The following is a 14,868-nucleotide window of genomic DNA, read 5'->3' as shown; positions in this document are numbered from 1 at the left end:
TCCTTATTTTTTTGCCGTTTCATTTGAGATGGCATCATCTGCTGTGCGCAGTGCTATGCCATCTGTAACGGTACTGAGGTTGGTGGTAACGATAGATTCGTCTTTTTCGATGCCGCTTCTGATATAGGCATGCTCAGCATCTGTAAGTGCGATTTCAACGTCCCTGATATCCAGTTTGCCTTCTTTCATCACCCAAACGGTCTGGTTTGTTCTGATCAGGCTCCTGTCGATTCGAATAACGTTCTTTACCTTTTCACCTTCCATATCTACTTCTACAAAGGAACCGATCATTACACGGGGTTGCCCTTCGTTTTCCGGTTCTTTGGCCAGGGGATCGGGAACGCGCACCAGAACACTTGCCAGGCGGGTTTGATTATCTAGAGCTCCCACCTGTTTGTCGATATAGCCCTTCCTAGATGCCTGTTCACCCCAGGCAGAGGTATTCCTGATGCGTACCGGGGAACCTTGTTCGTTCCGGTCATCAGGAAAAATTAGCCATCGCAGTTTGGAAACAGGTATATTCACTGTAACCCAGTAATAATCGGTTCCTACCAATCTTCCCAGATTATCGCCCGGTGCTATCTGGCTTCCGAGAGTGACGTTCTGTGTAAGAATATGAGCATCGAATGGAGCCGTTACCCTGGTTCTTTGCAGGTCTAACTCTGCCTGCTGTACACTTGCCCCGGCAGCTTTTATAGTAGCCTTTACCGCTTCTAACTGGGGTTGTCTCAGGACAAGGGCGCGCTCTTCATCTGATAAGGTGTCGCCTCCTATAAGTTGCAGATCCTGTTCGGCTACCTGCTGTCTTCCCATTTCAACCTTCAACTGGGTTTGGGCCTGCATCAGATCACTTTTGCGAAGCTCAAGGGTATTGCGGTAATCAGAAGGATCTATCTGCAATAACAGTTCTCCTTTCTTCACATACCCACCTGGAATGAACGCAGGCGATCTCCGGATCACCTGTCCGCCGACCAGGGGACTAAGCAAAACGTCTTCTACAGGTGACACGGTTCCCGTAGCGCGTATGACCGGGTAGAAATCTCCGTGTTCTGCCCTGATCACATCGACCAGCATGGCGGTTTGTTTGGTCGCCCCCTCCCGTTGTGCCTCAGGTTCTGTTAGAAATATGGTCAGAACTGTTATAGCAGCAGCTGCAAGGATTCCTACACTGATCAATATGGTCTTCTTTGTTGTCATGCTTTTGTTTTTAAGATTCTTCAGCGATCCTTTCATCATCAAAGGCACCTGAAAGTGCCCGGTAGAGGTTGATCCTGATCTCCAGCTGTTGTCTGCGAGCCGATAAAAGGTCTCTTCTGAGCTGTTGTTCCTGATCGAGAGCTACAAGTACATCGAGATAATTCACCAGGCCGTTGATAAACGAAAGCCTGAGCTGCCGATTGGTTTGTCGTGCCAGTTTCAGCTGCCTTTTCAGGTTATCGATGCGTTCTATTTGCTTTTGCTCACTGATAAGGGCGTCTTCGACTTCCCTGAACGCGATGAGTACTGTTTGGCCGTATTGATGTAATAACTGGTTTTTTACGGCTTCGGTTCGATCTACCTCCGCTCTTAATCGCCCGGCATAGAACAGTGGTGAAAAAATATTTCCCGCCAGGGTATAGGCCCAATCCTGAAACAAGGATTCATAGTTGTTTGAGCGCATCTGAGCAGACAGGTTAAAGGAGAGTCTGGGGAATTTATTTCGTACCGCCTCAGCCATATCACGGTCAGCAGCCAGCACCAGGCTGTATGCGCGCTTAACGTCAGGCCGTCTTCTTATGAGCTCCAAAGGCAATCCGGCATCGGGGAGAGGGGGTAATTCAGGTAAACTATCATAAGCCACATCCAGTGATTTACCCGGATAACGCCCCAGTAAGACCGATAATTGATTTTCAATCAGTGCGAGGTCTCTTTCGATTGTTATTTTTTGGTTTCTGGTGCTCTCCAGTAATTGCATCTGCCTTAATATATCGACAGCTCCTGTCTGTCCCCCTCCAAAACGGGCCCGAATAAGCCTGACAATATTTTCATTGGTTGCGATCTGTTCATTAAGTAAAGCGATCTGCTGCCTAGCCGTCAATAACTGATACCAGCTAATGGCGATCTGGGAGGAGAGACTTAGAGCCGCTGCCTGGTAATCATACAAGGAGGCTTCGGTTCTGAATCCGGCGGCTTCCCTGGCCGATTTAATACGTCCCCACAGGTCGATCTCATAGTTGGTTGAAACTCCTAACTGAAGGTTCTCACCACCCGCGAAGTCAGGCTCAGGCCTGCTAACGGCACTCCGTGCTGAAAAATTGAATTCAGGCCATAAAAAGGAGGCCCTTTGTTTTAAAACGGCTTCTGCAGCCAGGATCTGTTGGTAAGAAGCTTTAAGATCAAGGTTGCCTGACAGCGCACTGTCGATCAGAAAATTGAGTTGTTCATCTTTAAAAGCTTTCCACCATTGATCAGGTATGGCCTCGTTCCCATTCACGGAAAAGGATTCCGGCGGTTCTCCAGGCGGTTCTACCTGCTGCATTTTGGGAACACAAGACCCCAATAATAAAAGTGATAAGATGATCAAAAGCGAGAAGGATATGAAGTGTGGAACGAATATCGTTCTTACTTCAAAAACTGTCGGGGTGATTGGTAATTCTTTGATATGAACTTTTTCAATTGGCACAGAGATCTCTCTTAATGATTAGTTATGAAGGCGTAACCTGTAATCAGTAAGCAGTTATCGTTGTCTCTTAAAGATAGCGTATTTTACCTTCTCAATCAATAGTGAGATAGGTTCAGAAGGAGTTGAAACGGGCTGTAAACCTGTAGTTTAGTGCCATATCCTGCACTATCAGGGCTGCCGCAGATTCTTCTTAAATAATAGTTAAATACTTACAATGTTTTGTGAATCTTCCATCTTTGGCAGAACAGATATAAAAAAACAGCCGGATTAAACCGGCTGTTTTAAATTGTTCTGTGAAAAATATTATAAGGAAGCAGAGAGATTGATCGCATTGAGGTCTGCCGAAATATTCTGTTTTGTGAAAACGATAAAATTCCCGTCTTCAGACCAAACATGTTCACTGATATTTCCGGTGCCATCGGTTACTTTTACAGGTGATTCTCCTTCCATATGCATGAGATAAAGGTCAAAAAACGCCCCACCCCGATTTGATGCGAAGGCCAGTTTTTCACCTCCCGGAGAGAGCAGGGGATCCACATCCCAATGCGGAGAGCCCACCAGGGTGCTGATCGGTCCGCCTGAAGCAGGCATGGTACCTATATTGAAAGCTTCACCATTATGAAGGGTAAGGTAAAGGGTAGAACCATCATCAGAGACCCCTTCAACCACCACATAATCATCGGTTGTTGACAATTGGGTGGTAATACCACCATTACGGGGAACTTTCCAGACCTGGCTCTTACTGTTTTCCGCAGACCCGGTATTGTAATACAGGGTGGAACTGTCATTGCTCCATACGGCACCGAATACCATTCTGGCATTGGTGATCTTGATGGGCAGCCCACCATTCATTTCGACGGTGAAGAGTTCTTCATGTCCGTCAGGCGTGACTCCGATATATGCCATATAATTTCCGTCGGGAGACCATCTTGGATAAAAGGCTCCTTTCAGGGAGGCAGTGAGCTGTACAGACTGTCCGCCATCAATAGGAACCACCCAAACATTGGGAATATTTCCTGATATCTTGACATAAGCCACCTGTGACCCGTCAGGAGAGATCTGTGGGTCATAAACATCATCTTCAGTGTCTACCAGCGTCTGGATATCTTCCGATTCAAGGCTCATAACCATTAGATCTTCACGACCGTTTTCTTCCCTTGTAAAAACGAGTTTGTCTCCTGCAGGGGTCAACTGCGCATCAAACTCATCATTCGCTGTGGTTGTCAATGGGCTTAACTGATTGTCTGCCAGGGTGTACTTATAAAGATTCTCATCGCTGCTTTGTTTCCGGTAAACGATGGTGTTTCCGTCAGGAGACCAGGTAAGATCGTATTCTTCTTCCATGTCATCGGTGAGTCTTGTCAGATTGCCATCAGTAAGTCTTACCGTCCATATATCCCTGTTTTCCTCATCATGTGAGATGAATGCGATCTGATCTCCCTTGGGAGACCATTGCTCCCCGAAAACATTTCTCTCAAGGCTGGTAATAAACCTCGGCTCTCCTGCCCGGAGTGGTTGAATGACCAGGTTCCAGACACTGTCCTTTTTCGAGTAATAACTGATCTGATTCCCATCCGGAGACCATGAAGGTCGGTTCTCATCTTCAGATGACTGGGTGAGCGTGGTGATGGTTCCGTCGGCAATGTTCAGCATATGAACATTCCAGTCTCCTCCATCCTTTGAATCAAATAGAATAGAAGTCCCGTCGGGAGACCATGAGAAGCGGTTTACACGGGTGCTCACCTCAGTTAATTGCAGGGGTTCGCCGCCATTCAGATCGATCATCCATACATTCATAGTCCCGCCCTTATTGCTGTTAAATGCTATTTTCGAGCCGTCAGGAGACCATTTCGGATTGAACTCCAGGCCCTCCAGGTCAACAATTCGCTTTTTTTCGCTTCCGTCACTGTTCACGATGAATATATCAGGAATGGCTCCTTCATCTGAGGAAAAAGCGATTTTGGTACCGTCGGGAGACCATGAGAGGTTTCCCAGCCAGTTTACAGGCTCGGTTAATCGTATCGTTTCTCCGGTCTCAAGGTTCTTTTTGAAAATTGCTCGTTTTCCTTCCTTATCAGAAATATAGGCAAGGAAATTTCCGTCAGGGGAGTATTCAGGATTTGTTTCGATACCTTCTTCATCAAAAAGGCCCTCTCCCTGGTCGGTCTCTGTTATTGAAACCTCGGTGGTCTCCTCTTCAGCAGGGGTTGATTTCTGCTCCTGCTTACAGGAAAATGCAAGGGCTAACATGCATAAAAGCGAAATTTTGAATTTCATGATTGGTTGATTTAAATTAGTGATATTATTTTGGCAGGTAAGGAAGGAGAATATTAAAGATAGTAAAGAAATTAATTGAAATATATGTTTGTCTCTGAAAATGAGTTGTTTATGTAGGGTTTTGTTTATTTTTACAGACATCAAGCTATCGATATGAAGGTATATATCCCTTTTTTACTCCTGATTTTCTTCTCTATGAACAGCAAAGCGCAACCAAAGGCAGAGACAGTGGTACAGAATAATCTTGACCATTATAATCAAAGAGATATCGAGGGTTTTCTCAAAACGATATCCCAGAATGCGGTGATATTGAATTTTAATGGGGGTGAGGCCGTAGCCAGGGGAAAGGAGGAGATCAGAGAGCTTTATTCACGTTTGTTTGCCAATTCTCCCGATCTGCATTCTGAAATCTTAAAAAGGATCGTATTTCAAAATAAAGTCATTGATCATGAGTATATAACCGGACGTAACGGGAATACTGATCCGGTAGAACTCGTTTTAATTTACGAGGTTCAAAATGATCTGATCGAACGAATTCATGTAATCAGACCTTAGCTTTCTCTTCGCTTAACCCTCATTTTGCATTATATTCATATTATTTTAATATAATTGTAGTACAATACTTTCAAATAAATTTCGTTTATTGTGGTAGCCCATTAATAATACCAACCATGAAATCTTATGTCAGTATCTTATTGCTGTTACTCAGCATTAATTCCCTTTCACAGATCTCGGGTCTGACCGATCACAACGAAACCAATAAGGTGAGTATTAAAAAGATCACCTCAAATCCTGAACGATATCACGGACAAAAAGTGACCGTCGAAGCCTTCCTGATAAAAGCCGGTGAGGAATACGCTTTATATCTGGAGCCTTTAAAGGGTGCAGAACGTAAGGAGGCTGTATTGATTTATCCTGAGTATGATGAGCCCTGGAAATTATTCGTAAAAAGGAACCTGAAAAAAAGGGTTATCGTCAAAGGATACTTCAATGCCATGCACCGGGGTGCTAAAGCAGAATGGGGTGGGAGCCTTCACAGGATATCCTATTCCTCGGCGAAATCCAATAATTAAAAAAACGGCAGAATCACAACTTCTGCCGTTTTCAGATTTTTATATTACAACTGAATTTATTCTGAATCCTTATTCTTATCAGTGAACGCCATGCTCATATCGATGGTTTCGATATCTGCTGTCTCGTCTGTATGAATATAGTAGATATATTCACCGTCTTTCGACCATACCGGTTCAGATATATTACCGTCAGTACTGAGACGAACCAGGGCTGCTCCCTTGGCGTCAGAAGTATATAATTCCGGGTTTTTCGATTCCCGGTTGGAAACAAAGGCGATCCTGTCTCCTGCTTCAGCCATGGTTGCCTGGGTATCCCATCCTTCAGACTGGATAACACTTTCAACAGGACCTCCGGCGGAGCTTACTTTCCCAATGTTAAATCCGTCTCCTTCATGAATATTTACCCAAATGGTCTTTCCATCTTTGGAGACTTCATCGATTACCGTATACCTTTCGGTTTCTGTAATACGCTTTATAGCACCTGTATCGACATTAACCGCCCATACCTGAGCCACGTCACCACCGTCTTGTAAAGAATTGAAGTAGATCATTTTTCCATCGGGACTCCAGTGGGGATCAAAGGCGTTCCGCCCCTCCGTTAATTGTTCCGCTTCGCCGTTTGATGAGTTTATCACAAATATTTCATCATTTCCATTCTCTGTATCGGCAATGAATGCGAGGTGCTCTCCGTCAGGTGCCCAACGTGGAGAGAATGCATTGAGGGTCGAATCTGTGAGCATGGTGGCTTCTCCATCTTCAAGGGGTGCTGTATAAATATTTCCTTGACTTCCGCTGTAGACGGTAAAAGCGACTTTGCTTCCGTCGGGGGAAAGAACAGGGTCATAGGCATCATTCGAATGTTCGAAAACCACTGAACTGTTTCCGGTTTCAAGGTTCATTTTGTAAATATTGTAGTTCCGGTCTTTTTCCATGGCATAAACCAGATATTTATTGTCTGATGAAAGGTCCAGTGCTCCTTCATTCGTAAGGCCATCTGTAAGTTTTACCGCTTCGCCACCGGCTGCCGGTACCCTGTAAATGTGTGAATTCCCTTCGACGGTTCTGTAAGCGAGTTTTTGTCCGTCGGGCGACCAGTCGAGAAATGATTCCATCTCTTTTGTATTGGTCAGGCGGGTGGCTTCTCCGCCAATAGCGGGAACAAGCCAAATATCTCTTTTACCGCCTTCATCACTTAGAAAGGCGATTAATTCACCATCGGGAGACCATTGATGACCAAAAGCGTTTTCTTCGAATTCTGTCAGTTGCTTGGTGGTTTCATCCCGAAGTTCTGTGACCATCAATTCCCAGTTGCCGTCGATATTGGCAAAATAAGCTATCTGATCACCATCAGAAGACCATTTCGGGCGATTCTCATCGATGGCTGAATCAGTAAGATCAATAAGACTGGCATCATCTATATTCACAATATGAACATCCCAGTTTCCGTTGTCCTCTGAAGCATAAGCAATACGATCACTGTCAGGAGACCATTCCGGATCTACAGCCTGCGTTTTTGACCGGGTCAACTGTATGGGGTCTCCTCCCTCGGTATTAGCCACCCAGATGTTGAATCGCCCCCCTGAATTACTGATGTAGGCCAGGTAGCGCCCGTTAGGCGACCAATTGGGATCCATATCAAGCCCGGGAGAGGATATCATTTTTGAACTGGCATCCCCGGTCACTGAGCTTACATAGATATCCGGTATATCACCCAGGTCGGCAGAATAGGCTATTTTGGTAGCATCAGGCGACCAGTCGATGGACCCTATCCAATTCGCAGGGTCACTGATTTGACGGGTTTCCCCGGTTTCCAGATTCTGCACATAGATGGCTTCTTTGCCGTTTTTATCTGATACATAAGCCAGGAGCCTTCCGTCTGGAGAATACGAGACATTCGTCTCATTATCACTGTTGTTCGTTATACGGGTTACAGATGGCACCTCTGATTCATCACCTGAGGTGATCTGTGCCTCTTCCTTACAGGATATCAGAAGTATAATCGATAATCCTACATAGAAAATAAGATTTTTCATAAAATTTATTTTTTAGTTTTTGGTTAGCGGGATTTCTTACTTATAGAAATCTTTACTTAATAATATAATGATTATTAATGCGTTATCAAATTTTTGCCGGCGCCAATTCAGGATACCTTTAACTTTTAGCAATTACCACAAAATGAAAACGGGCTTCCTTTACGGATATCCATATGTAGTTGAAGTCAGAATTTCCTACATTTGAGATAATGCCCGTATCTTCAGGTACGCTGAAAGCATGATAGGGGAAAGAAATAATCTATGAATTTTCTTTATTCCAAAAACTTCCTGAGTTATATCGCCCATTATTCATTTCTAATTATTCTTAATTCTCTCATTACAGGTGTTTTTGCATTTTTGACCTTGGATGCAAATGCCAATCTCAACAGTCGCGCAGGGGCATTTTTATTGGCTTATCTGGTTCCCTTCTTCATATCAAGCATGTTTCGCGAAATGAACAGAACAGAGAGAGTGCTGAAATTTGGTACGGGACTGATTATTTGTTCACTGGTTCTGATCTTTACCACCGGAATAATGACCATGATATCGACGACTTTTCTTCCCTGTGTACTTTTAGTGTTATTGTTGTTGTTTTACGGCGATCTGCTTTTGCTCCGTTGCTGATGCTTTAGAACGGGCTTAACACCAGGTAAGAATAAAAAACCGTAGTTTTATAGAGAATCCGATCAGGTAATTATCATGGGGTCATTGGGTTACAGATTGTTCAGTTCCTTCTTTACGGTTTCTGAAAAGGAAGAATGCCACCGGGTATTGCGAAAATACAATCATTATTTTCGCATGCTTTCTGTGCCCAATCAACAGGTTTTTATTGTTCGTACACTTCTGTTCAATAAGAATATGAATTTCGTTGCTCTTCCCGGACTCAGACTGACCAATGAGATTCAATTTGTGATATCCAGTGCTTTTGTACAACTAACCTTCGGATACAGTAATTTTCGACTTCTGAGCTTTAAAACCATAGTGGTGACTCCCAAAGAATATTCATATGCGAATATTCCCCACTATTTCACGGGCGACGTAAATGCAAGGTTCAAAAAGGTTACAATGACCTGGCCGGAGGTGGCACATGGATTCAGGTATACCTCTGATGCGATCAACCTGGCAATACATGAATTCGGGCATTGCCTGGTCATTGAAAATGCCAAGCGTGCAGGATTTCTGAAATTCTTTAGCGACAGCAAATTATATGACTGGCTGGAAGAAGCCCGTGTTCAGCTGGAGGAGGTAAGACAAAAAGATCATCAGGTATTGCGTAAATATGCAGGAACCAATCTGATGGAGTTATTTGCTGTTTCACTTGAAAGCTTTTTTGAAGAGCCTCATGACTTCATTTCCAAAGAAAAGAAATTGTTTAAAGCACTATGTTCGTTGCTGAACCAGGATCCCCGCATTGTAGCTAACCCTGCTCTTTCACGCCCACGAGGAATATTAAGCAGAATGTACGTGATCTGATTCATTTTTCAATTTATCGTACTTTTAGCCGAAATTCAGAAAAATACTTACATGCTATCCCGGTTTCTTACGTTCGTCACTTTTTTATTCATATACCTCTTTTGTGTACTAATATCCAGCCCGGTTTTGGCTCAAGACGTGATGCCTCCGTTGGGAAATTGGGAGGGAGAAAGCGAGAAACTTCTCAAAACAGCCGATGCTGAATGGGCCACTCCTTTCGAAATATCGGGATATATCGAATCGCCCGATTACCAGAAAACCATGAATTGGCTGAATGAGCTTTGTGAAAGTTCAGAAATTCTGAGATCTGTAGTGATAGGCAAGAGTGCCCAGGGAAGAGAGATCAGAATGATTATAGCTTCAGGTGACGGTCTTTTCTCTGCGGAAGAGATCGCAGCATCTGAAGTGCCTGTTCTGCTGGTTCAGGCTGGTATACATTCGGGAGAGATCGACGGAAAAGATGCCGGCATGATGCTGTTGAGAGACATGGCTCACGGAAACAAAAAGGAAATTTTAGAAAACAGCCGACTGCTCTTTATTCCCATTCTCAATACCGACGGTCATGAGAGAAGAAGCCGTTATGGTCGTGTGAACCAGCGCGGTCCCAGGGAAATGGGCTGGCGTACGAATTCAAGGAATCTGAATTTGAATAGGGATTACAGTAAAATGGAAACCGAAGGGATTCAGGCCGTGATCGGGGTTATCAACCAGTATGATCCTGATCTGTATATCGATGTTCATGTAACCGACGGGGCTGACTATCAATACGACATCACCTACGGTTATACAGGCGATACCGGGTATTCACCTGCTGTTGAAGAATGGCTTGAGAAAAGCTACCGAACAGAGATAGACCGGGTGCTTGCTGATCATGGTCATATCCCGGGACCTTTGCTGTTTGCCAGAAACGGAAAAGATTTCAGTGACGGTAATGTGGAGTTTGCCTTTTCACCCAGGTTTTCCAATGCCTATGGAGATGCCCGTCACCTTCCCACCGTTCTCATTGAAAATCACAGTCTGAAGCCATTCAGAAGAAGGGTACTGGGCACTTACGTGCTCATCGAAGGAAGCCTCAGATTACTGACAGCAGAAAAAGAGCAACTCCGTGCTGCCATCGAGAGTGATAAAAATCTAAGGCCTCAGTCATTGGTACTGGAATATGGCTACAACCCGACGGCTTCAGATACTATTCTTTTCAGAGGAATAAAGAGCAGAGCGAGGATTTCAGACATAACCGGCAGGTCGTATGTGGAATGGCTGGGAGAGCCCATGCAAAAAGAAATACCGGTTTTCAGGATGAACAAGCCTATGAAGGAGGTTAGCGTTCCAAAGGCCTACTGGATCCCGGCTCAATGGCAGGATATCATAAACAAGCTTAAAACCCACGGTATTAAGATGGAAACGACAGAAACCATGGTCGAAAAGGAACTGGAGCAGGACAGCATTCAAAGATTTGCCCTTGCTACGTCCCCTTACGAAGGCCGTGTGCGATATAGCGACTTTGAGATAACACCGGTAAAAAGGAAGGTGAGGTTACCTGCAGGATCGGTTCGGGTACCCGCTGACCAGCCCTTAGGGGAACTGGCAGCCCTGCTGCTTGAGCCCGGGTCGCCTGACAGTTTTTTCCAGTGGGGGTATTTGCATCAGGTGCTTTCGCGTACGGAATATATCGAATCATACATCATGGAACCGATGGCAGCAAAAATGCTGAAGAACAACGAAGACCTGAAAACACGATTTCTGGAAAAGAAGGAGAAAGATTCAAGCTTCGCCAATGATCCTGATGCGATCTTTCGCTGGTTCTATACGCAAACGCCTTATATGGATAAAGAATGGAATCTTATTCCGGTGTACAGGGAATGGTAAAAAATATCTGAACATGGAAATAATCGACCTCAGCCAGGAGATCTACGACGGAATGCCGGTTTATAAAGGATTGCCCGAAGTAAAAATACAGGTACACGCCACTCACGAAGAATGGGCAGGAGAAGATGAATCTGCCGGAAAGACACCCAGCGTTTATCGTCTTGAAATGGGAGAACACACCGGAAGTCATGTAGATGCCCTCAATCACATGACTAAAGAGAATTCAGGAATTTCGATAGATTCAATGCCTTTGCGTACGTTTTATAATAAGGCAATCTGTCTGGACCTAAGGCATAAGGGGCTTAAAGAACTTATCGAGCCCGGCGATCTGGAGGAGGCGCTCAGAAAAAGCGGCCAAAAAATAGTTCCCGGCAGTATCGTATTGATATGTACCGGGCATTATGCCAAATATTTTCATACAGAAAACTGGATAAACGGACCCGGACTTAGTGCTGCGGCCACACACTGGCTCGCCGACCGGGAGATCGTTTCTTTTGGAGTGGAAACCATGGCCCCGGGGGTTTCTGGAGTATCGAACAAGGAGGTGCACCGAATCTGCGGGGATCGTAAATTTACCCATTATGAGAACCTGATCAACCTTGAACTTCTTCTGGGAAGAGGGACTTTTCAATTCATCGGACTTCCATTAAAACTGAGAGGAGGAACAGGTTCACCGGTCAGAGCAATTGCTGTCTTTGATTAAAGTTTTAGTTTAAGTGACGTATCCTGCTTAACTAATTGTTATTCAATTGTTTGATTCGGTTTATTTGAACAGATTATTGTAACTTTAGGAAAACCAATAATCAGGTACGGAGCCGTGTGATTACATGCGCCAAAAGGCTAAAGGAATTACATAGCCCAATACCAATAAACAACGTTCATCATGCCAAAATTTATTATCGAAAGAGAACTCCAGGGAGCCGGATATCTTTCTCAGGAAGAACTTCAGGGTATCTCACAGAAATCATGCGGAGTATTGCGTGAAATGGGACCCGAGATTCAATGGGTACAAAGTTTCGTCACAGGTGACAAGGTCTACTGTGTGTATATAGCACCCGACGAGGCACATATCAAGGAACATGCACAAAAAGGTGGTTTCCCAGCAAATGCTATAAACCGTGTCAGTTCGGTGATTGATCCCACTACTGCAGATTAAACCTTTTAGCTCAGATAAAGAAAAAATCATTTTCAGGTGTTAGTTGTACCGTAAGCTTCATAATATTTTTCAGATATTAGGCATTTCTAATAAAGCCTGATGAGAATTATCACCCGATTTTTTCTATTTATTGCAGCATCTTTTGGGTTGTGCTTAGGCATTGCCTGGATTACGCTTCCTGCCTCAGCAGATCTGAGTTATTATACTGAGAAAGCTTCCGACTACCGTGTTGAGATCATCCGTGACTCACTGGGAATACCACATATATACGGAGAAACCGATACAGATGTAGCCTTTGGGCTGGGTTTTGCACATAGTGAAGATGATTTTGCCACCATTCACGATGTACTTCTTGCCACCCGGGGCTTACTGGCATCTGAATATGGCTACAGTGCGGCTAAAACCGATTACGTGGTGGGGTTTATGGGGGTGTGGGAGGCCATAGAAACGAATTATGATGAACAGGTTCCTGCTGAAATTAAGGCGATAGCTGACGCCTACGCAGATGGTGTAAATCTCTATGCCGCCACCCGTGCAGATGAATTTTCCAGATTTCTTTTTCCTGTCACCGGGAAAGACATCGTTGCCGGCTTCACCTTTAAAACACCCATGTTTTATGGTTTTGATAAGATACTTGGTGAACTAAATGACCAGCGCAAAACACACGAGCTGGCGAAAACACCACCGCTAAGCTTTCAGTGGAGAGAAACTCAGGATTTACAGTTAGGAAGTCAGGGAATCGCGATCGCACCGCACCGCTGAAAAGAGGGACAAACCCATTTACTTATCAATTCTCATCAACCTCTCAGCGGTCCTGTTTCCTGGTATGAAGCAAGGCTGCACTCTGAAGAAGGCTGGAATATGGCAGGCGGAACCTTTCCGGGTTCCCCGGTTATCATACACGGACATAACGATCAACTGGGGTGGGCAAATACGGTAAACAAGCCTGACCTGGTAGATATATACAGGTTGGAATTGAATCCGGAAAACGAAAACCAATATCTCTTTGAAGGAAAATGGCTGGATTTTGATCATCGCACCGTACCCATACTGATCCGGTTTTTGGGTCCGTTACGTTGGACATTCAAAAAAGATATCAAGATCAGCCGTCATGGTCCCGTTTTGCAAACCGATGCAGGGAACTTTGCCATAAAATGGGCCGGGAAAGGAGAAGTTAGAACTTTGGAGTTTATGTATCGTCTTAACAAAGCCAGCAATATGCAGGAGTTCGAAGAGGCTTTGAAAATGCAGGCCATGCCCAGTATCAATTATATTTATGCCGATAAAGAAGGGAATATAGCCCATTATTACAATGCGATGTTTCCTGAACGAGTCGGGCAGTGGGAATGGCAAAAACATCTGCCGGGAGATCGAGAGGAACTGATCTGGAAAAATTACAGGTCATTCGGGCAAATGCCTAAAACCGTTAATCCGGAGAGCGGCCTGGTATTTAATGCCAATAACACCCCCTTTCATGCCACCGATGGAACAGACGAGCCTGATGCAGATGATTTCCCGTCTTCGATGGGTATAGAACTAAATCAAACCAACCGGTCGATACAGATCGAAGCCTTATTGAGAAAGCAGCAGCATATAAGCAGGGAAGACCTGATCAGGGTAAAGTTTGATAAAAGGTATCACCAGGAATCGGTACAGGCAACGATGCTCTCAAAATGGTTGCAAACACAGCCGCAAAATGAGTTTACAGACAGCGTATATTTAAAAGCTGTTGAGCAGCTGAAACAGTGGGATCTCAGTTTCGATAAGGATAATAAAAACGCTGCCCTTGCCCTGTTTATTCTTGAACCGGTTCAAAGCAAAGGAAATCGTGCCACGTACGAAGAGATGAGCCGGGCCTTTGAAAAGGGTGTGTCTCTCTTATTTGATCATTATGGTACTACAGAAGTAGCATATGGGAGGATAAGCAGATTGGAGAGAGGCACAAAAAGTTTGCCGATAGCAGGAGGTCCCGATGTTCTCAGAGCCGTATATCCCGGTGTTATGACCGAAGAGGGAACACGAGCAGACCAGGCAGGAGATGGATTCACCATGGTCGTTAGCTGGGATGATAACGGACTTGTAAGCTCAGAGGCCATACATCAGTACGGGGCTGCCACCAATGAGAGAAACTCACCACATTATAATGACCAGATGGAAACTTTTGTGGAAGAAAAGTTCAGAAATGTCCCTTTTGTAAAAGACAGCCTTCTAATGAACAAAACCAAAAGCTACAGGCCCTCTGATTTCATAAAGAATGTTCAATAAAAAGTTGGCCTTAACGATTCTTTGCAGACATTATCCATCTTTATGTTTTGAACAGTTTTCATA

12 protein-coding genes and 1 pseudogene are annotated in these 14,868 nt (G+C 44.5%); 9 read left to right on the top strand and 4 right to left on the bottom strand.

Features of this window, described 5'->3' with window-relative positions; all coding sequences use genetic code 11:
- Positions 1–3 precede the first annotated feature (3 nt).
- From K7R10_RS01465 to K7R10_RS01455, 3 genes are all read right to left on the bottom strand, one after another.
- Complete coding sequence (locus K7R10_RS01465; protein ID WP_224482907.1) at positions 4–1,197, bottom strand: efflux RND transporter periplasmic adaptor subunit; 1,194 nt, start codon at positions 1,195–1,197, stop codon at positions 4–6.
- Between the two features lie 10 nt (positions 1,198–1,207).
- Positions 1,208–2,473: an efflux transporter outer membrane subunit gene (locus tag K7R10_RS01460; protein ID WP_224482906.1), complete on the bottom strand. Its 1,266-nt coding sequence runs from the start codon at positions 2,471–2,473 to the stop codon at positions 1,208–1,210.
- Between the two features lie 492 nt (positions 2,474–2,965).
- Positions 2,966–4,939: a hypothetical protein gene (locus tag K7R10_RS01455; protein ID WP_224482905.1), complete on the bottom strand. Its 1,974-nt coding sequence runs from the start codon at positions 4,937–4,939 to the stop codon at positions 2,966–2,968.
- Between the two features lie 153 nt (positions 4,940–5,092).
- Between K7R10_RS01455 and K7R10_RS01450 the strand changes: the two genes are divergently transcribed.
- Positions 5,093–5,494, top strand: a complete 402-nt coding sequence (locus K7R10_RS01450) for a nuclear transport factor 2 family protein (protein WP_224482904.1) — start codon at positions 5,093–5,095, stop codon at positions 5,492–5,494.
- A 116-nt stretch (positions 5,495–5,610) separates the two neighbouring features.
- Entirely contained in the window at positions 5,611–6,012 is a 402-nt protein-coding gene (locus K7R10_RS01445) for a hypothetical protein (RefSeq protein ID WP_224482903.1), read from the top strand.
- Positions 6,013–6,068: 56 nt separating this feature from the next.
- Here K7R10_RS01445 and K7R10_RS01440 read toward each other — a convergent pair whose 3' ends face one another.
- The gene (locus K7R10_RS01440) at positions 6,069–8,045 is read right to left on the bottom strand and encodes a hypothetical protein (protein ID WP_224482902.1); all 1,977 of its coding nucleotides are present in this window, start codon (positions 8,043–8,045) and stop codon (positions 6,069–6,071) included.
- 261 nt (positions 8,046–8,306) lie between these two features.
- On the opposite strand from K7R10_RS01440, the gene K7R10_RS01435 reads away from it, so the two are divergent.
- The 7 genes and pseudogenes from K7R10_RS01435 to K7R10_RS01410 form a co-directional block, all read left to right on the top strand.
- Positions 8,307–8,669, top strand: a complete 363-nt coding sequence (locus K7R10_RS01435) for a hypothetical protein (RefSeq protein ID WP_224482901.1) — start codon at positions 8,307–8,309, stop codon at positions 8,667–8,669.
- 75 nt (positions 8,670–8,744) lie between these two features.
- Positions 8,745–9,518: a zinc-dependent peptidase gene (locus K7R10_RS01430; protein ID WP_224482900.1), complete on the top strand. Its 774-nt coding sequence runs from the start codon at positions 8,745–8,747 to the stop codon at positions 9,516–9,518.
- Positions 9,519–9,644: 126 nt separating this feature from the next.
- Positions 9,645–11,384 (top strand): M14 family metallopeptidase, encoded by a 1,740-nt coding sequence (locus K7R10_RS01425; protein ID WP_224482899.1) that lies wholly within the window; start codon positions 9,645–9,647, stop codon positions 11,382–11,384.
- 13 nt (positions 11,385–11,397) lie between these two features.
- The gene (locus K7R10_RS01420) at positions 11,398–12,087 is read left to right on the top strand and encodes a cyclase family protein (protein WP_224482898.1); all 690 of its coding nucleotides are present in this window, start codon (positions 11,398–11,400) and stop codon (positions 12,085–12,087) included.
- Positions 12,088–12,267: 180 nt separating this feature from the next.
- The gene (locus K7R10_RS01415) at positions 12,268–12,540 is read left to right on the top strand and encodes a DUF4242 domain-containing protein (protein WP_224482897.1); all 273 of its coding nucleotides are present in this window, start codon (positions 12,268–12,270) and stop codon (positions 12,538–12,540) included.
- Positions 12,541–12,639: 99 nt separating this feature from the next.
- A complete protein-coding gene (locus tag K7R10_RS15310; protein ID WP_370631290.1) occupies positions 12,640–13,302 on the top strand; it encodes a penicillin acylase family protein in 663 nt (220 codons plus the stop codon).
- A 15-nt stretch (positions 13,303–13,317) separates the two neighbouring features.
- Positions 13,318–14,805: pseudogene (locus K7R10_RS01410) on the top strand (penicillin acylase family protein); the annotation flags it as partial.
- Positions 14,806–14,868 lie beyond the last annotated feature (63 nt).

This window comes from Robertkochia aurantiaca (assembly GCF_020166495.1).
GTDB lineage: Bacteria > Bacteroidota > Bacteroidia > Flavobacteriales > Flavobacteriaceae > Robertkochia > Robertkochia aurantiaca.
Note: the sequence above shows the minus strand (reverse complement) of the source record. Positions and strands in the feature narration are given on the sequence as shown.